Source organism: Alteromonas sp. S015 (genome assembly GCF_036864485.1).
In the GTDB taxonomy this organism is placed as follows: Bacteria; Pseudomonadota; Gammaproteobacteria; order Enterobacterales; family Alteromonadaceae; genus Alteromonas.
On record NZ_JAZETO010000010.1, the window covers coordinates 120631 to 139181 of the forward strand.

Below are 18551 nucleotides of genomic sequence, written 5' to 3' on the forward strand. Positions count from 1 at the left end.
TAGCTAATTGGCGCCGACTATTACTTGGGCTCAATTTCCCTTACGTGACGCTGAACCGAAATAAGTGAACCTAGTAGACCAAGCAGCACAGAAAGCCCCAGCATTGTCAGCAATGCAGAGCCCGTTAACCCGGTGATACTGAAATCTTTCTGATACATAGCAGCGAACGTTGTGATGCTACTATCCATCCACCACAATATAATGATCACGGCGAACCACGCCATGAGCCCACCCAATAACCCATACCAAAAGCCCGTATATAAGAACGGTCTATGGATAAACGCATCGGTAGCACCAACCAATTTCATCACGACGATTTCGTCGTACTTGTTTAAAATATTCAAACGGATAGTGTTGCCAATAATTAACACTACCGCGATGAATAACAGTAAACCTATTAGGGTGACTAAGTCTCTGGCAATATCGATAACAGCGTATAAACGCTCAAGCCACTCTATATCCAATTTACCAATATCGACTTCCCGCTGCTGTCGCAGCTTATCCAATAGTGCTTTAGCTGCGGTCGGTGAGGCATGCTTTTGATTAGGAGTAACTAGTACAACGTCAGGCAACGGATTTTTTTCTAAATACGCAATGGCATCGCCTAATCCTGACAAGTGCTGAAATTCTTTGAGCGCCTCATCTGCGGGGATATAAACAACACGATCTATTTCAGACCAGCTATTTAACCTTGCTACCAGCTGTTGCGAACTTGCTGCGGTAATATCTGGCTTTAGAAATAGGGAAATTTCTGATGCCTGATCCCAGCCAGCAGTAATTTTTTCAGTATTTTTCACCATGATATAAAGCGTACTGGGTAGGGTTATACTTAGCCCCAGAACGCCAATGGTCATTAAAGACGCCAGTGGCTGTCGCCATAACTCACCAAGGCTTGCTAGCGCTTGGCGCACATGGCTAGCAAAGAACATAACGATAGATTGAACAAAGCCCACTTTGGCAGAAGACGCTCCTTTAGCTCGCCCTTTAAACAAAATACTCATTACCGGGCCCCTTCACTGTTGTCTGAAGTTGTGCCGTCAAGATCGTCAGTAAGGCCATCTGTAATCATTTGACCACTTTTAAGGGTGAGCGTGCGATAACGCATTCTAGCTATCAGCCCTAAGTCGTGTGTCGCGATGAGTACAGATACGCCCGCTTGATTGAAGTCTTCAAATAGACGAATAATTTCCATGGAAAGCTTGGGATCGAGGTTACCGGTAGGCTCGTCTGCCAGCAGTAACGGTGGTTTGTTTACTACCGCTCTCGCTATTCCTACTCGCTGCTGTTCACCACCGGACAACATAATAGGTAGGCAACGCGCTTTATCCCTCAGGCCAACCATTTCAAGTGCCGCTTCCACCCGTTTCCGAGTTTCCTTGTGCGTATAACCTTCAATAACTAACGGCAGAGCCACGTTGTCAAAAACCGATTTATCCATTAACAGCTGATGGCTTTGAAAGATCATGCCAATATCACGGCGAATGTAGGCAATATCACGACGGGTAATAGCGTTGAGATCGTGGCCATTTATAAGAACGCGCCCCACTGTTGGGCGCTCCATGATACTGATAAGTTTAAGAAGCGTACTTTTTCCAGCGCCAGAATGACCGGTTAAAAAGGCCATTTCACCCGGCGCAATATGAAAATTAACCTTGCTCAGCGCGCGTTGCCCGCCAGGATAGGTTTTGCTTACCTGCTCAAACTTTATCATTATTTTTCCCTACCGCTTTGCTGGTTTTAGCTTTCAGGTGTGTCCATTTCGCTAAACAACGCATCAATAAATTCTTGTCCGTCAAACTGGCGTAAATCATCAATGCTTTCGCCAACACCTATATACCTTATAGGAATTTTGAACTTATCGGCAATAGAGAATATAACACCGCCTTTCGCTGTGCCGTCTAACTTGGTTAGTGTGATGCCTGTTAAGCCCACGGCTTCATTAAACAACTTGGCTTGGCTAATGGCGTTTTGCCCTGTACCTGCATCCAATGTAAGCATAACTTCGTGAGGCGCGTTAGGGTTAATCTTCTTCATTACGCGAACCACTTTCTTAAGCTCTTCCATCAAGTTATTCTTATTCTGCAAGCGCCCTGCGGTATCAGCAATAAGAATATCGGTGCCGCGCGACTTTGCAGCTTCTAGCGCATCGTAAAGTACAGACGCACTGTCAGCGCCGGTGTGCTGTGCAATTACAGGAATATCGTTGCGTTCGCCCCATACTTGAAGCTGTTCAACCGCCGCCGCTCTGAAGGTATCACCCGCAGCAAGCATCACTTTCTTACCTTCTTGCTGGAACTGCTTAGCTAGCTTACCAATAGTTGTGGTTTTACCTACGCCATTTACACCAACCATTAAAATAACGAATGGACCTTCACTGGAATCATGGGCCCGCATCACTTCTGACAGAGGCTGATTCACTTGAGACAACATGCCAGACATTTGTTGCTTCATGATGTCTAGCAAGGCTTCGGCATCTTTTAAATCTTTTCGAGAAGCACTGTCGGTAAGGTGATCGATGATTTTTTGCGTAGTGTCCATACCCACGTCAGCGACTAACAGCTGCGTTTCAAGGTCTTCATAGAGCTCATCGTCAATGGTTTTGCCTTTAAACAGGCTTACTATGCCGCTGCCTAGGTTCTCTTTTGTACGAGATAGGCTTTCTTTTAAACGTGCAAAAAACGACTTTTTCCCTTTCGGCTTTTCTTCGGCTTTGGCTTTAGCCTGTGCTTCAGCTTCTGCTTTAGCGCGAGCTTCTTCTTCCGCTTTAGCCTTCGCCTGTGCTTCAGCTTCTGCCTTTGCGCGAGCTTCTTCTTCCGCTTTAGCCTTCGCCTGTGCTTCAGCTTCTGCCTTTGCGCGAGCTTCTTCTTCCGCTTTAGCGTTCGCCTGTGCTTTAGCTTCTGCCTTTGCGCGGGCTTCTTCTTCCGCTTGCGCCTTCGCCTGTGCTTCAGCTTCTGCCTTTGCGCGAGCTTCTTCTTCCGCTTGCGCCTTCGCCTGTGCTTCAGCTTCTGCCTTTGCGCGGGCCTCTTCTTCCGCTTTGGCCTTCGCCTGTGCTTCAGCTTCCACCTTAGCACGAGCCTCTTTTTCGGCTTGCGCTTCGGCCTCTGCCTTTGCACGGGCTTCATCTTCCGCTTTAGCCTTTGCCTGTGCTTCGGCCTCTGCTTTAGCGCGGGCTTCATCTTCCGCTTTAGCCTTTGCCTGTGCTTCGGCCTCTGCTTTAGCGCGGGCTTCATCTTCCGCTTTAGCCTTTGCCTGTGCTTCGGCTTCTGCTTTAGCGCGGGCTTCTTCTTCCGCTTTAGCCTTTGCCTGTGCATCGGCCTCTGCTTTAGCGCGGGCTGCTTCTTCCGCTTTAGCCTTTGCCTGTGCTTCGGCCTCTGCCTTTGCACGGGCTTCATCTTCCGCTTTAGCCTTTGCCTCTGCTTCGGCCTCTGCTTTAGCGCGGGCTTCTTCCGCTTGCGCCTTTGCCTGCGCTTCAGCCTCTGCCTGTAAGCGAGCTTCTTCTTCCGCTTGGGCTTTTTGTTTCTCTGCTTTCTTGTTCTTATTGAACCAGCCAAAAAGTTTCGACATCGTTAGGACAAATCCTTATAAATTCTTAGCAAATTCGGCTACACTTGCCGCCTAATGTATGAACGCATGATACCATTGTCAGCCACTATGAAGCGAGTTTCTCGCCCTACTCGGGCACCATCTCCTGCAAAAAAACGTCTTTCACCAAAAAATGGGAAAATAAAGGGCGCTAGTAGTCCTGGGCAAATACGCATTATTGGTGGTCAATGGCGTGGTAGAAAGTTACCCGTACTAAATGCAGAAGGGTTACGGCCAACCACAGATAGAAATAAAGAAACCTTATTTAACTGGTTGATGCCTTTTATCAACGATGCACGCTGCTTAGATATATTTGCGGGTTCTGGTGGGTTGGGCTTAGAAGCATTGTCTCGCTATGCCGCACATTGCGATTTTATAGAACTCGATAAACAAGCGGCACACCAACTTAAAAGCAATCTTACTTTGCTAAAAGCAAACGACTCTGCATCGGCTGCTGTCCATCAAGGTGACGCGCTCGGTATTTTAAGCGGTATTAGCACAACACCCTACGATATTGTTTTTGTCGATCCGCCATTTGCAAAATCATTAGTCGCGCCTACGCTTGCTGCGCTAGAGGACAACAAACTTGTTCAAAGCGGTAGCGTGGTTTACGTAGAGCACGAGAGTACACTGGCAACACCCGCTCTTCCTGCTCATTGGCAAATTATTAAAGACAAGCAAACGAACGCGCTGCGCTATATGTTAATAGAAATTGGCTGATAAAAGATGCTATTAGCCTTGAGTTAAGACGCAAGTTGACTAATAAAACACAGCCTATGAGTAGGTGTCTTATTAGTAATTATCACATCTTTCATTACCCAAACATCTTCCATTACACAACTTAGATATCAGATACGAACCGATTTACGGCCAGCAGGATTAAAGTTCAAGGCCTATATTGGAAATACCTGCCTCTAAGGCAAGCGCTCTCATCTCATCTGCCGCTTTCGCGGGATACTTGGCTTGCTCCACATAATCAAGCAGTTCGCTTTGTACCTCAACTTCAAACTCCATTAACGGATGCCCTTTTACAGTCTCGTCGTCGGCTTCTTCACTTTCTAGTAAGTAGGCCTCTACACTGCCTTGAGACAATTTACTGATTACAACTGCACCTTGCGGATCGTCACCTGCCATCAAATTTAGCAAACCCGCTAAACCAATGGCAGCATCAATTGCAGGGTATACACCATAATTATCATGTTCACTGGTATCAGGTGTAGCCACCTCAACTTTCTCAAGTTGTACTGCAATGTTGAATTTACTTTTAGGAGATTTCAACGTTTCCCACACCAAATTCAAACAGTTGCGCAATGCGCTTGCATCACCGCTTTCTGTCAACTCACAGAAAAGTGTGTAGTTGGGTAGCATACGCTCAAGTAATGCAGCGCCGAATGCTACGGCTTTCCAGCCTTCCAAGGCGCGGACACGCCCAAAGGTATTAAGTTTTTGCTTTGCCATTTAAAGGGCTCCAGTGGCATGCATGAAATATTGGGTAACGCCATCAAGAAGCATTTGGATAGCGATCATAACTAAGATCATACCCATTAATCGTTCCATCGCAACTAAACCGCGTTCACCTAGAATTTTATGGAACACATTTGAAAATAGTAAAATAACCGCACTAATTGACCAAGAAGCCGCAAGTGCCATTGACCAGTCAGTCATTCTATCTGGCGCTTGGTTAGCAAGAAGAATAAGCGCAGCCAGCGTAGAAGGGCCTGCTATCATAGGAATGGCTAAAGGTACCAGAAATGGTTCTTCACCTACAGCTAAACCACTGGGGTTACCGGACGATGGAAAAATCATTTTAAGCGCAATGAGGAACAGAATAATTCCCCCAGCAATACTTACTGTCTCTTGCTCTACGTTCAGAAAGTTGAGAACCGATTGACCACTGAATAAAAAGAGAAACAGGATGCCAAGAGCAAATAATAATTCTCGAATAAGGATGACTTGGCGACGTTTGGGTTCAATCGATTTGAGTACCGACATAAATACAGGGAGGTTACCTAAGGGATCCATGATCAGAAAGAGCATGATGGCAGCAGACCAAGTATCCATTTTTTACTATCTCCGGTTGTGAGGCTAAGCCCATTTGCACGTAAGCCATTGAGTATAACTCAAAGTTTATATTCAGGGTCGTTTTAGGCGCGCAATGGTAAACTAAGCTGGCTTAGTTAAAAACACCTTTTGAAACTCTATGGTTTTTCAATTGCTACAGCTTGAGTAAAAAACGTTTATCTTCGCCCTGTAAAAATACTCGAAAATTAGCGAAAGTACGCTTTACTAAATCGTAGGACGATGTATTTGTCATATCTAATGGATGTTTTTGCCTAGCAGCGGACAGACTAATTGGCTTTTTCTACACCTTTTGGATAATGTCTTATCTTGAAGGCTTTTGATGTAATAGTATGAAACTACATTTTGTTCGACATTAGGACCTGTTAAACCTTAATAAGAACAACCAAAAATAGGAAATATTGCAATGAGTTTGATGACAGTAAAAGAAGTGGCTGCTTTTCTTGGCGTACAAGAAGTGCGCGTAGAGCGCCTTGAGCGAGAAAGCCTTTTGGTTTCGAAAGAGAAAGACACAGACGGTAACCCACTATTCGATAGCAGCGATGTTGAGCGCTATAAAACATTGGCTGAGCGATTAGGCGGCATCTAATTCACGAAAAAGGGCGCGACTTTATGTAAAGTCGCGCCCTTTTTTATACTCTACATTCAGCGACGTTAGCTTGGCCTTACGTGATGCATAAGGCAATTACCCACGTGGATTGAACACCCTATTATGCCGCTGAAAATGCGATGGCGATCAGCAGGCCGTGGTACCACTGAGCGTTCGCCTCGTTATGCATTGAAGTCTTTCAGCATTCTAGCAATTGAGCGAATACCTTTCGCTGTCGCTCCTACCGGCATTTCAGATGTTGCCCCGCCATGGTAAGCAGCGGCTAAATCTAAATGTACCCAGCCCTCAGGCTTAACGAAGCGTGATAAGAAGCCCGCAGCGTTAGACGCACCGCCACCGCCACCACCTTTCATCGGGCGACTATTTGCTGTATCTGCGAACGCCGATGGACAGCGCTCTGCGTGAAAATCTTCAAGAGGTAGTGGCCAGAAGCGTTCGTTTTCTGCCTTTGCTGCTTTAAGCATTTGTTCGCGGGCATTATCATCCAACGAGAATACGCCGTGATAGTCAGAACCCAGTGCAACCACTGCAGCACCGGTTAGCGTTGCTGCATCAATAATTAGCGGCGCGCCCGTTTCTGTTGCTGCCATTAGTCCATCAGCCAATACTAAACGTCCTTCAGCATCGGTATTAACTACTTCTACAGTTACCCCATTTTTGTAGGTAAGCACATCACCCAGCTTATAAGCATGACCGCTAATAAGGTTCTCTGCACAGCACAATATAAGCTGAATACGCTTTTCACTGCCTTGAGAAATAGATAGCCCTAATGCGCCCGTTACAGTTGCTGCGCCGCCCATGTCACATTTCATATCTAACATGCCTTCGCTAGATTTAATGCTGTAGCCACCGCTGTCGAATGTAATACCCTTTCCAACTAAAACGGCATCAACCGGCGCATCAGCTTTACCTGTCGGGTTATAATCAAGTACCAGCATTGCCGGCGGACGTTCACTACCGCGGCCTACATTATAAATGCCAATCCAGCCCTGCTCTTTAAGGTCTTCACCTACCGTCATTGAGTAAGTGACCTTGTCACCACCTAATGACTTAAGCCACTGTGCAGCACGGGTTGCCAAGGTTTCAGGACTTAGATCTTCCGGCGTTTCGTTTACCAACTGACGGGTAAACAGTAACGCCGCATATTCTTGCTCTAGCGCTTCTTTGTCAGCCGTGTCGGCCCATTTAATTGATGCAGGATTGCGCGCACGCGTGAAGCTTAGTGCAAAAGCCCACTGCTGCTCTTTGTGCCAATCACCGCTTAGCGTGACCGCTGGCAAGCTTAAGCCATCTAGCTTTCTTGCCGCTTGCTGAATTAAACGCTCGTTAAGCTTGTCGTCAGGCAGGTGAATAACTACACCCGATTCAGTGAAAGAAAGCTTAGCACTCTCGCCCCACACAGCTTCAGCTTTGTTTCTAGAAAGGCTAACGGTAAATTCTGCCATCGCGTTTTATTCCTTATTACATTGTTATATTACTGCTAAGCGCTTTTTGCGCTTGCGCAAATGTTTGATACTCTTTGGCGCCTTGTTTACTGCGCTTGCTGTTCGCTAACCGCATACGCTATAAGTGCTCGTTCAAACGCACACATATCAATTATGTGAAACACACTGATGTGTTTTCACCTACATTCTAAAAAAGGCGACATATGAAGTTTTCACCTTCTTTATTACGCGGCACCCTTATAAAAAGGTACAAGCGATTTCTTGCCGATGTTGAGTTAGACGACGGCACTATTGTAACCGCACACTGCCCTAATACCGGCGCCATGACTGGATGCGCAGTACCGGGTTACACCGTCTTTTTAAGTGAGTCCACCAACCCTAATCGAAAACTCAAGTATACATGGGAACTTGCCCAAACGTTTGATGGTCACTTCATCGGCATTAATACGCACAATGCTAATAAATTGGTGGCGGAAGCACTAGATAACAAGGTACTAAACGAATTTTCAGACATCACAGATTGGAAAGCAGAAGTAACACCCCCAACCGCCAATAGCCGGTTTGACTTTGCATTAACCCGAAAAAATTCAGAACATCAGAGTCTTACTGAGTATATGGAGGTTAAATCTGTCACTCTAGCAGACAAAAATAGAGGGTTCTTTCCCGATGCTGTTACCCAGCGCGGCGCAAAACACTGTTTAGAACTTGCTCGTTTATCTGACAATGGTATAAAGACCAGTCTATTGTTCTGCGTACAACACACCGCAATAGACAGCGTACAAGTGGCTGACCATATTGATCCAACTTATGCAGAAAGCGTAAAGATTGCCGCAAACGCTGGCGTTACGGTTTTAGCGGCAAGCTGTATAATAGACGAACAAAAAATCCTATTAAATCAAACACTCCCTCTGATTTTATAAAAAATAGGTTGATTTTTTTCATTTCGCCTTCATATTTGCGCCTTGTTTTAGTGGGAGAACGCACTAATGCGTTTGCTGGTAGCCAGCTGGTTAAGTGAACATATCTGGCTAATTTATGAATGCAATACACCAGCATAATAATTACATAGACACGATTGATTGCCTGAAGTTGTCGAGTCTGATATAGATATCGGTCCAATCAGGACAAGATGGATGTCGTAGTGTAGGAGATGTGGCAGATGCCAACAGGAAAAGAAACAAAATCCCTAGGACTATTAGCGCTGGCCGGTTTACAGCCGTACGAGCCAAAAGCTGACGAAGAATACATGGGCGAGCCCCAAATGGAGCACTTCCGTCTATTGCTTAAAGCATGGCGCAACCAGCTTCGTGAAGAAGTTGACCGTACGGTAACGCACATGAAGGATGAAGCAGCAAACTTCCCTGACCCTGTGGACCGTGCAGCTCAAGAAGAAGAGTTCAGCCTTGAGTTACGTACACGTGACCGTGAGCGTAAGCTAATAAAGAAAATTGAAAAAACGCTTAAGCGAATTGAAGAAGATGATTTCGGCTTCTGCGATTCATGCGGTATTGAGATAGGTATTCGTCGCTTAGAAGCGCGTCCTACAGCAGATTTATGTATCGACTGTAAGACCATGGCTGAAATTAAAGAAAAGCAACTTCAAGGTTAAAATACTCGCCTCGATTAGTTGATATAGAGAGCCTCATCCCGAAAAGATGGGGCTTTTTGTTAAGCCTTTATTATGCATGATCACTATGTAGGGCGTTTTGCTCCCTCTCCATCCGGCCAACTCCATTTCGGTTCGTTAGTTACCGCTGTTGCCAGCTACCTAGATGCTAAAAGCCATAGCGGAAGATGGCTGCTACGCATGGAAGATATTGACGAGCCTCGCTGTATTGCAGGTGTCGATAAAGACATACTCACCACGTTAGAAGCCCACGGCCTGTATTGGGACGGCGACGTCATCTATCAAAGTCAACAACATGCCCGCTATCAAGCGGTTCTCGATGACTTGCTTATACAAGAAAAAGCCTACTTTTGTACCTGTACCCGTAAGCAAATTAAGGCTATGGGCGGTATTTATAACGGCCACTGTCGTAACAAAACGGTGTATTCTGCTACACAAGAATGTGCGGTTCGTTTAAAGGTAGATTCACAACTTGAACCCTTTAATGACAAGCTCATGGGCAAAGTTTTGCCCTCTAATTCAAACACTGATTTAATAGCCGAAGACGTAGTGCTGAAACGACGAGATGGCTTGTTTTCGTATAACCTTGTCGTCATTTTAGATGACGTGTTTCAACAGGTTAATCATGTCATTAGAGGCTGTGACTTAATTGACGTGACGCCTTTACAGCGCGCCGTGTACCACACGCTAGGTTACACTACCCCTGAGTACGGTCACGTGCCGGTAGCGGCCGTAGCACAAGGCAGAAAACTAAGTAAACAAAACCGTGCAGCGCCGGTTAAAAACGAAAAAGCGCTAAGCAATATTGTGCGTGTGATGCACTTTTTGGGCTTTTCCTTTCCAAATGCGTCAGAATTTAGTGATATTAATTCGGCGCTTAAAACAGCAATTTCAATGTGGGATAGGAAAAAAGTAGTGAAAACGCCCGAAATTATTGTTCCACAGCATGAATCCACTTATTATAACGAACCTTTATAGTCTGCGGAGATACCATCATCATTCATCGTGTTTTTAAATCTGTTAAGCGCGCTTTTTCAAAAGAGAGTTCGTCTCCTAACGCTTTGAAGCCAAGGACTATGACCCGTGGAGAACACGGTATATCTCGCGAAGACGTAAGCGCAAATGCATTGAAAGTAATGTATCGCCTTAATGGAGCTGGCTTCGAATCCTATTTGGTAGGGGGCTGTGTACGCGACATTTTGATGGGGCACGAACCGAAAGACTTCGACGTGGTGACCAACGCTACTCCTGAACAGATTAAAGGTTTGTTCAGAAATTGTCGCTTGATAGGAAGGCGCTTTCGTCTTGCACACATTGTTTTTGGCCGTGAAATTATTGAAGTGGCGACCTTTAGAGGGCATCACCAAGAATCAGACGAAGATGATGACCTTCCAAAGGGTAAATCATTAGGAAAGCGTGATGCCGAAGGTCAACTTGTACGTGATAACGTATTTGGCACTATAGAAGAAGATGCCGAACGTCGTGACTTTACCTTTAACGCCATGTATTACAGCGTGGCCGACTTTACGGTAAAAGATTTTGCTAATGGCTTAGCTGCTATAGAGAAACGAGAAGTTGAGTTAATTGGCGACCCGGAAACCCGCTACCGTGAAGATCCAGTACGCATGCTGCGTGCAGTACGCTTTGCCGTTAAGCTTGGTATGCGCATTGAAGCGAAAACCGCAGCGCCAATTAAGTCTCTGGCAAACCTTTTACAGAACATTCCACCGGCACGCTTGTTTGAAGAAACCCTCAAACTGTTTTTATCGGGTAAGGGAGAAGAAACCTTCTTAATGCTGCACGAATACGGCTTAATAGAGCCTTTATTTCCTCAGCTAACGCCGTTTTTAAAGGATGAAAACAGCCGAGAGATGCAGTTTGTACGTCGGGTACTTGCCAATACCGACGAGCGCATTAATAGCAACCAGCGTGTGACACCAGCGTTCCTTTATGCCGCACTACTATGGTATCCGGTTGAAGAGCAGTCGCAACGCTTGCAAAGCGAATCAGGTTTAAACGCTCACGATGCGTTTAACATTGCATCAGGCGAAGTTATCGCCCGTCAGACGCAACGTATAATGATCCCTAAGCGCTTTTCTACCGTGGTGCGAGATATCTGGATTCTACAGCAGCGTTTGCCGAAACGCTTTGGTCGACGTGCCTTTCAATTACTTACGCACCCTAAATTTAGAGCCGGCTATGACTTTCTATTAGTTCGAGGGCAAATAGAAGGTGGGGATTTGCTAGAGCTCGCTCAGTGGTGGACACACTTCCAGCACGCGGACAATGGTAAACAAAAAGGGATGCTCAATGCCCTTCGAAAAAGTGAAGGCGGAGCGAAAGGACCACCGCGCAAGCGCAAGCGTAAACCAGCGAAACGAGGCCCTGATGCATAAAGAGCATGTGTATATTGGAGTAGGCAGCAACCTTGGTGATAGCCAAGGAAAAGCACGGCGCGCGTTTGATGCTATTGGTCAACTAGAGGACACCCGGGTACTTAAAACCTCTTCACTTTATTCCAGTAAACCGATGGGGCCGCTAGACCAACCTGACTATATTAACGCGGTTTGCTTAATTGAGACGTCGTTAAAACCACACGGGTTATTGAAACAACTTCAACGGATTGAGCTGGAAGAAGGTCGTGAGCGCAAAGGCGAGCGTTGGGGGCCACGAACCCTAGACCTCGATATTTTGCTTTATGGCAGCGAAAATATCGATACCGCAGACTTAATTATTCCGCATTATGGAATGGCTGAACGTGAGTTCGTTATGGTGCCGCTGTTTGAAATTGCACCCAATATGGTTATGCATGACGGCAAACCCATTTCTGCGTGGGTTGCTAACTGTTCACTCGACGGACTTCGTCGCCTACGCTCTTCCAATTAGCGGCAAAATCCGTATAGTTCGCCACACGATATCAACAATATCAAACAGAGACATGTCATGAAGAAAGTAACTGTATCGGGTTTGCTTAAAAAGAAGCAGGCTGGGGAAAAGATCACGTCTTTAACCGCTTACGACGCCAGCTTTGCCAAAATGTTCGACGAACAAGGCGTGGACGCCCTTCTTATCGGCGACTCTCTAGGCATGGTTCTTCAAGGTGAGGATGACACCCTACCGGTAACCATCGACGACATTGCCTACCACACGAAAAGTGTGCGTCGTGGTACTGAGCGCGCCTTCGTGCTAGCTGATATGCCATTTATGTCTTATGCCACTCCAGAGCAAACTTACGCCAACGCTGCAAAACTCATGGCTGCGGGTGCAAGTATGGTTAAGATGGAAGGCGGAAGCTGGTTGTGCGACACGATTAAAGGCTTGAACCTGCGCGGCGTACCTGTGTGTGGTCATTTAGGCTTAACGCCTCAGTCAGTGCACGTATTTGGTGGTTTTAAAGTGCAAGGCCGCGAAGCAAGCCAAGCTGAAAAGCTACTTAGCGAAGCGAAAGCGCTGGAAGAAGCGGGTATTCAGTTATTGGTGCTTGAGTGTGTGCCTTCATCGCTAGGCAAAGCGGTAAGTGAAGCGCTGACCATACCGGTTATTGGTATTGGCGCGGGCAAAGATACCGACGGTCAAATTCTGGTAATGCATGATATGTTTGGTATAAGCGCCAACTACATGCCTAAGTTCTCAAAGAACTACCTTTTAGAAACCGGCGATATGCGCAAAGCCGTAGCAAAGTATATTGAAGACGTACAAAGCGGTGCATTTCCATCGGCTGAACACAGCTTCGAGTAACGAGGTAAATTATGAAGGTGGTTGATAGCATTTCAACATTGCGCAGCACAGTGAATGCATGGCGACGTGATGGTGAAACCGTAGGTTTTGTGCCCACGATGGGCAACCTGCACGATGGTCATCTCAAACTGGTTAAAAAGGCGAAAGCGCACAACGACAAAGTGGTAGTTAGCATTTTTGTCAACCCCATGCAGTTTGGCGCGAACGAAGATTTAGACGCCTATCCACGCACTATCGAAGAAGATAAAGCTAAGCTGATTTCAGTGGGTGCAGATGCCGTGTTTTTACCTAGCGTTGCGGAAATGTATCCGGCGGGGCTGGACGCGCAAACTTTCGTTGAAGTACCCGGCATTTCAGACTCACATTGTGGCGCGAGTCGCCCTGGGCATTTTCGCGGCGTAGCTACAGTAGTTACCAAACTGTTTAATATGGTACAGCCAGACGATGCATATTTTGGTGAGAAAGACTTTCAACAGCTACAAGTTATTCGCGCATTAGCTCGCGATTTATCAATGGCAGTGAAGGTTCACGGGGTGCCTACCGAGCGCGAAGCGTCAGGTCTGGCTATGAGCTCTAGGAATGGTTATCTGACAGATGCAGAAAAAGCGACCGCGAGTGCTATTTTTGCAGAAATGCAGTGTGTTAAAGCGGGCATTGAAAATGGTGCCACCAACTTTACTGAGCTTGAAAGCACCATGATCAGTAATCTTGAAGCAAAAGGCTTTGAGAAAGACTACTGTCAGGTGGTTAACGCAGCTACCTTTGAACCGGCCAGCGATAACGACAAAGAACTGGTGCTGCTGGTTGCTATGTTTATGGGTAAGACGCGCTTAATTGATAATATGCAAATTACGCGAGAGTAACCATAAGCCACTTTTTCGCGACGCGTAAAACTAAACGCCCAATGCATTACTCCTAAACAGAGCCTGCACCGGGCGTTTTTTGTTGTCGTAGGAATGAGCCGTTAAGAAGCAACGGTTTCCATTTCGCGAACAAAATCCATTAACTCTTTCCATGCCTTGGTTTCTTTCGCAATTAAGTGCTGCTCAGCCAAAATCGCGGCCAAATCGTTGTGACTCGTTAATGGGTTAGCTAACACTACACGAAACACCGTAATACATTGAGAAGGGTAATCTGGCGCTTCCAGGCGAGTACGAGATACAAAAGACTTACCTGCTTCACGCTGTTGCTTTTGTACCGCAACAACAAGGGCATCAATCTTTTCATTAATAGCATTGCGCGTTTTAGCATTCACATGCTTCAACTTTTCCTGCACCTCAGCGGGACATACGCGATAGGTCAACAGTGACAGAATAGGTGTGGTCGTCAATTCAAAGTCTTGGGCTTTATCAATCATCTGCGCAAAGTCTTTGGCTTTATCAATACTGCGATCAATAAGTAGCTCGTACCCTTTACGGCCGAATATATGTAGCGCCGAGTACACCATCATGGCCATACCGTTTCGGGAGCCTTCCAGCGTGGTAGCACCTAAGTCTTTAGAGCCTGCACGCAAAATATATTGGGCGTGATGTCTTACCGCATTGGCATTTTGTGGGTCTTTGAAAAGCGCCATTCCTGCGCCCATAGGCACGTACATTTGCTTATGCGCATCAATAGTAACTGAGTCTGCGCGTTCAATACCTTTTAGTCTGTCGCGATAGCGCGCCGAGAATAGCGTAGCGCCGCCCCAGGCTGCGTCTACATGAAACCAGCAGCCTAATTCTTTAGCTACATCAGCAAGCTCGTCTAGCGGGTCTACGTGTCCTGTTTCGGTGGTGCCGCCCACGCCAACGATAGCAAGGAGCTTATTGCCCTCTTCTTGATAACGTTTACCAATGCGAAGGGCTTTCGCTGGGTCTAGGGTTTGTTTCGGTGCGGGAATAGTCAGCAACTGCTCACGACCTAGGCCTAATACGTCTACAGCCTTTGACAGCGAGTAATGGCCGCGCTTGCTACACATCACGCCTAAATTGTTAATGTCGTAGTGACGATAGGCAGCGGCAAGACCTGCCTTAGCCACGCCTGAAAACCCTTTTTGCGGGCCAAGTAATTTGTTGCGAGCCACCCATAAGGCAGTGATGTTGGCAATGGTTCCGCCAGAGCAAAATGCCCCCAAAGAATGAGCTGCACTGTGAAGATGGTTATCGTAAAAGCTTTGACGCTGATCGTACACAAGGTTGTGCATCATACCCAGCACTTGACGTTCTAGCGGCGTGAAAGCTTTAGACGTTTCTATTTTAACCAGGTTCTGGTTAAGCCCTACCATTAACTTAGAAAGCGGCAGGTGAAAATAGGGCAGCGCTGAGGTCATGTGACCAATAAAGGTAGGCGAATAAGTATTAACTGAATGCGCAACGAGCTTATCTAACAAGCTTTCAGCATGAGTAGACACGAACTCAGGTGATTCAGGCACCTTTGAGTCTGAAAAGTCTTTTTCAATTTCTTCTAACGACGTCTTTTTTGTCACTACGTGCTGCGACAAAAAATCTAAGATATTGTCAGATAAATGCTGCTCTATTTGAGCCAGCTTTGAGTCTTTGTGTTCAGGTTTGGTAAAGACCCTAAACAGGTGCTCTAAACTAACTTGCGCTTCACCCACTCAACACACCTCATACTTAAAACAATCACACATTTCGCTTACATTCATTGGGCGAAATCAACAGGCGGTTTTGTAGGACACCGGCCTGACACTTACTTTTCCTTTTAGCCAACTAGCATACGATACTCGGTGTAGCTATTTATCCAATATCCCCAACGGTATATCGGCTGGGCTAATGCGCGTTGACGCGGTCCTTTCGTTGCCAAACCTGAAAACTTATCACAACACTTTCAGGGTGTGGCACTTTACATCAGATTGCAATGCTCGCCAAGGGTTAGCACACAGCATTTAAATGACTATTAAGGTTTTATAACAAGTTCAAAACTTATATAAAAGCGCATTATGTACAGGTGTTTAAACGGATTCCCACGAATTTTGTACCGCAAATTTCTTCAGTCTCTACTATATTTAATTTATGAATAGTACCCACAAGGGTCTCTCGTATTGTTTTTCCATCTTCAAATTGCGAGCCTAAAAAGCCATTGAACTTATATCCAAACATTCATCGCAGCGATAAAGTACTGCTTCAAAGCAAGGGGGTCTGTTTATGCCCATTCGTGAGATTGCCGAGGATTTCTCTATCGATGATATCGTGCCTTATTTTCAACCTATCGTTGATTTACAAAGCCAAGGGGTATGGCGTTACGAGTGTCTGGCGCGCTTGATTACCCGAGGTGACAAGACTTTCCTACCTAGCGAATTCCTCTATCTTATAGAACGAGAACAACACGTAAATACGCTTGCGGCGAGTATGTTTGTGCAATGCGCAAGTTATTTTCACGACGTCAATATTCCTTGGAACATCAATATAACCGCCAATGACCTGCATAATTTAGCGCTTACCAATACCCTCATCACTCATTTAGCAAGCTACCCCACGCCGGAGCGTGTAAGTATAGAAGTGAGTGCCTCTACTGCCTTATCTAACCCGAAAAGCCTTACTGCATTTATCGAAAAAAGTATGCACGTAGGGCTAGGTGTTTTCATCGACAACGTTGGAGCGTGCCCGGGTAATATACGTGCACTAATGAACTTGCCGGTTCGGGGAATAAAGCTAGCTGGCGGGTTAATCAAACACTACGACGAGCAAGAAGCAGTGAGAGAATATGTAGACTATCTATTGTCGCTGTGTGAAAGACATGGCGTTAGTACTATTGCCGAGCATGTTGAGGATGAGGCGCATTTAGAAAGAGTGAAGCGACTGCCTATACGTTATGCGCAGGGTTATGTGTTCAGCCCGCCTATGGCAAACGTGCGAAGTGCCACTGCGCGCCATTAACAAGCGAATTATATAAATTTGAATAGCAAGCGGGGCGAGATGTTCATCTCACTTCACTTCTGCTAGCTTCCAGTAGTTATTGTTACTATAGCAGGCTCAGCTTTCTTCACTACGACAGTTGAGCTGCCAGCACGATTGACCGCTATCACGGTACTTTCGCTCAAACGGCGTCATGTGTTTATCGCCGGTGACTTCCGATAAATCAGACAACATGCCGTAATGTGTAGCCGCTAGTGCAAATTCCATCAAATAAATAAGCCAGTTGCTACGCACCTCAATATTAGGGGTGATGGCCATCAGGTCCACCATAGCGGCACTGCCATGCCAGCGCTTTTGAACTTGGGTCTTTTTAGGATAAGGGTTGGGGTACAGTAAAAAGTGCTGAGTTACGTTCCAATTAGACTGCTTAACCAAGCGCCAAAAGTCGTTCACATCAGCACGAATGACCCGATAGTTGTCTTGCTGCGCACTGTAATGTTCATGTTTATCCACCCGCAGCGCCGACTTATCAATACCAATAATGCGCGCATTGGGGTTCGCTCTTGCAATATTCACCGTACTTTCACCAACGCCGCAGCAAGAATCTAAAATGATCTCGCTACTAGCGTCGCTGAAGCCATCAAGCCACGCACTGACATCGTCAAAAGCTGCCTGCGTATGGTCGCTAATAGGTCGCTTGTTTTCACTTGCTTGGTACTTTTTCACTAAGTCGTCTAACTTATCGTGAATGCCTACCTGCGATGTTGTGATTTCTCTAGAATTACCGCTGGCCATTAGCTACGAATACCTTTACCCGTTTTAAGTAGGTAGTAAGCTACGCTAAATAACAGCGCATTGAAGCCTACCAGTAATGTAAGCGACAAGGTTACATTTACGTCAGAGACCCCCAAGAACCCATAGCGAAATCCGTTAACCATATAAACAACAGGGTTCGCTTTACTTACCCATTGCCAAAATTCAGGCAGTAGCGATAGAGAATAAAACACGCCACCTAAGTAAGTTAATGGTGTTAATACAAACGTCGGGACCACGCTAATATCATCAAAGGTTTTCGCAAATACCGCATTAATCAAGCCTGCCGTAGCGAACAAGGTAGAGGTAAGCAATAACGTTAGCGCGATAATGCCTAGGTGATGGATTTGAACGTCAACGAAAAACAGCGACACCAAGGTAACGATAATGCCTATGAGAATAGCGCGAGCCACACCGCCGCCAACATACCCCAGTATAATGACCGAAGTGGGCACAGGTGACACCAATAGCTCTTCAATATTGCGCTGAAATTTAGCACTGAAAAATGAAGACGACACGTTGGCGTAAGAGTTTGTGATCACCGACATCATAATAAGACCGGGCACAATGAACTCCATATAAGTGAAGCCACCCATTTCGCCTATGCGATTACCAATAAGGCTACCGAATATAACGAAATACAAACTCATTGTAATAGCTGGCGGTACGAGAGTTTGTACCCATATGCGCAAAAAGCGCGTGCATTCCTTTATCCAAATAGTAGTTAGCGCCACATAGTTTTGCTTGAACCAACCCACGTTTTCTTCTGTGTTCATTTGTGTACTTTCAGTTTTCATGTT

Annotated in this window: 19 protein-coding genes; 10 read left to right on the forward strand and 9 right to left on the reverse strand. The window is 46.0% G+C overall.

Annotation, left to right across the window (positions count from 1 at the left end):
- Positions 1 to 20: 20 nt before the first annotated feature.
- The 3 genes from ftsX to ftsY are packed head-to-tail and all read right to left on the reverse strand — an operon-like array spanning position 21 to position 3564.
- Positions 21 to 1001 carry a permease-like cell division protein FtsX gene (ftsX, locus tag V7R42_RS17910; RefSeq protein WP_334021755.1) on the reverse strand — a complete coding sequence of 327 codons (981 nt, stop codon included), beginning with the start codon at positions 999 to 1001 and terminating at the stop codon, positions 21 to 23.
- Positions 1001 to 1711, reverse strand: a complete 711-nt coding sequence (ftsE, locus tag V7R42_RS17915; RefSeq protein WP_334021757.1) for a cell division ATP-binding protein FtsE — start codon at positions 1709 to 1711, stop codon at positions 1001 to 1003. Before ftsE ends, ftsX begins: the two co-directional genes overlap by 1 nt.
- 26 nt (positions 1712 to 1737) lie before the next feature.
- A complete protein-coding gene (gene ftsY / locus V7R42_RS17920; RefSeq protein WP_334021759.1) occupies positions 1738 to 3564 on the reverse strand; it encodes a signal recognition particle-docking protein FtsY in 1827 nt (608 codons plus the stop codon).
- A gap of 66 nt (positions 3565 to 3630) precedes the next feature.
- Between ftsY and rsmD the strand changes: the two genes are divergently transcribed.
- Positions 3631 to 4302 (forward strand): 16S rRNA (guanine(966)-N(2))-methyltransferase RsmD, encoded by a 672-nt coding sequence (gene rsmD / locus V7R42_RS17925; protein WP_334021761.1) that lies wholly within the window; start codon positions 3631 to 3633, stop codon positions 4300 to 4302.
- A 159-nt stretch (positions 4303 to 4461) separates the two neighbouring features.
- On the opposite strand, the gene V7R42_RS17930 is transcribed toward rsmD, so the two are convergent.
- Positions 4462 to 5040: a YjaG family protein gene (locus V7R42_RS17930; RefSeq protein ID WP_334021762.1), complete on the reverse strand. Its 579-nt coding sequence runs from the start codon at positions 5038 to 5040 to the stop codon at positions 4462 to 4464.
- A complete protein-coding gene (locus V7R42_RS17935; RefSeq protein WP_334021764.1) occupies positions 5041 to 5643 on the reverse strand; it encodes a YhgN family NAAT transporter in 603 nt (200 codons plus the stop codon).
- 424 nt (positions 5644 to 6067) lie between these two features.
- Here V7R42_RS17935 and V7R42_RS17940 point away from each other — a divergent pair, with 424 nt between their 5' ends.
- On the forward strand, positions 6068 to 6250 hold the full coding sequence (locus V7R42_RS17940) for a helix-turn-helix domain-containing protein (RefSeq protein ID WP_334021767.1): 183 nt from the start codon (positions 6068 to 6070) through the stop codon (positions 6248 to 6250).
- A gap of 182 nt (positions 6251 to 6432) precedes the next feature.
- Here V7R42_RS17940 and pepB read toward each other — a convergent pair whose 3' ends face one another.
- The gene (gene pepB, locus V7R42_RS17945) at positions 6433 to 7716 is read right to left on the reverse strand and encodes an aminopeptidase PepB (protein WP_334021770.1); all 1284 of its coding nucleotides are present in this window, start codon (positions 7714 to 7716) and stop codon (positions 6433 to 6435) included.
- Positions 7717 to 7919: 203 nt separating this feature from the next.
- Between pepB and sfsA the strand changes: the two genes are divergently transcribed.
- The 7 genes from sfsA to panC all read left to right on the forward strand — a co-directional run bounded on the left by sfsA (position 7920) and on the right by panC (position 13944).
- Positions 7920 to 8636 carry a DNA/RNA nuclease SfsA gene (sfsA, locus tag V7R42_RS17950; protein WP_334021772.1) on the forward strand — a complete coding sequence of 239 codons (717 nt, stop codon included), beginning with the start codon at positions 7920 to 7922 and terminating at the stop codon, positions 8634 to 8636.
- Between the two features lie 239 nt (positions 8637 to 8875).
- Positions 8876 to 9325 carry an RNA polymerase-binding protein DksA gene (gene dksA / locus V7R42_RS17955; RefSeq protein ID WP_025257553.1) on the forward strand — a complete coding sequence of 150 codons (450 nt, stop codon included), beginning with the start codon at positions 8876 to 8878 and terminating at the stop codon, positions 9323 to 9325.
- Positions 9326 to 9397: 72 nt separating this feature from the next.
- A complete protein-coding gene (gluQRS, locus tag V7R42_RS17960) occupies positions 9398 to 10321 on the forward strand; it encodes a tRNA glutamyl-Q(34) synthetase GluQRS (protein WP_334021775.1) in 924 nt (307 codons plus the stop codon).
- A gap of 98 nt (positions 10322 to 10419) precedes the next feature.
- Positions 10420 to 11739 (forward strand): polynucleotide adenylyltransferase PcnB, encoded by a 1320-nt coding sequence (gene pcnB, locus V7R42_RS17965; RefSeq protein WP_334021776.1) that lies wholly within the window; start codon positions 10420 to 10422, stop codon positions 11737 to 11739.
- The gene (folK, locus tag V7R42_RS17970; protein WP_334021778.1) at positions 11732 to 12229 is read left to right on the forward strand and encodes a 2-amino-4-hydroxy-6-hydroxymethyldihydropteridine diphosphokinase; all 498 of its coding nucleotides are present in this window, start codon (positions 11732 to 11734) and stop codon (positions 12227 to 12229) included. Before pcnB ends, folK begins: the two co-directional genes overlap by 8 nt.
- A 57-nt stretch (positions 12230 to 12286) precedes the next feature.
- A complete protein-coding gene (gene panB, locus V7R42_RS17975) occupies positions 12287 to 13081 on the forward strand; it encodes a 3-methyl-2-oxobutanoate hydroxymethyltransferase (protein WP_334021780.1) in 795 nt (264 codons plus the stop codon).
- Between the two features lie 11 nt (positions 13082 to 13092).
- Positions 13093 to 13944, forward strand: coding sequence for a pantoate--beta-alanine ligase (gene panC / locus V7R42_RS17980; RefSeq protein WP_334021783.1), 852 nt, complete (start codon positions 13093 to 13095; stop codon positions 13942 to 13944).
- A 101-nt stretch (positions 13945 to 14045) separates the two neighbouring features.
- Here the strand turns inward: panC and panP are convergent, their stop codons facing one another.
- Positions 14046 to 15680 (reverse strand): pyridoxal-dependent aspartate 1-decarboxylase PanP, encoded by a 1635-nt coding sequence (panP, locus tag V7R42_RS17985; RefSeq protein ID WP_334021784.1) that lies wholly within the window; start codon positions 15678 to 15680, stop codon positions 14046 to 14048.
- A 547-nt stretch (positions 15681 to 16227) separates the two neighbouring features.
- Between panP and V7R42_RS17990 the strand changes: the two genes are divergently transcribed.
- Positions 16228 to 16959, forward strand: a complete 732-nt coding sequence (locus V7R42_RS17990) for an EAL domain-containing protein (protein ID WP_334021785.1) — start codon at positions 16228 to 16230, stop codon at positions 16957 to 16959.
- A gap of 96 nt (positions 16960 to 17055) precedes the next feature.
- On the opposite strand, the gene trmB is transcribed toward V7R42_RS17990, so the two are convergent.
- On the reverse strand, positions 17056 to 17733 hold the full coding sequence (trmB, locus tag V7R42_RS17995) for a tRNA (guanine(46)-N(7))-methyltransferase TrmB (RefSeq protein ID WP_334021788.1): 678 nt from the start codon (positions 17731 to 17733) through the stop codon (positions 17056 to 17058).
- On the reverse strand, positions 17733 to 18548 hold the full coding sequence (locus V7R42_RS18000; RefSeq protein WP_334021790.1) for an ABC transporter permease: 816 nt from the start codon (positions 18546 to 18548) through the stop codon (positions 17733 to 17735). Before V7R42_RS18000 ends, trmB begins: the two co-directional genes overlap by 1 nt.
- Between the last annotated feature and the right edge of the window lie 3 nt (positions 18549 to 18551).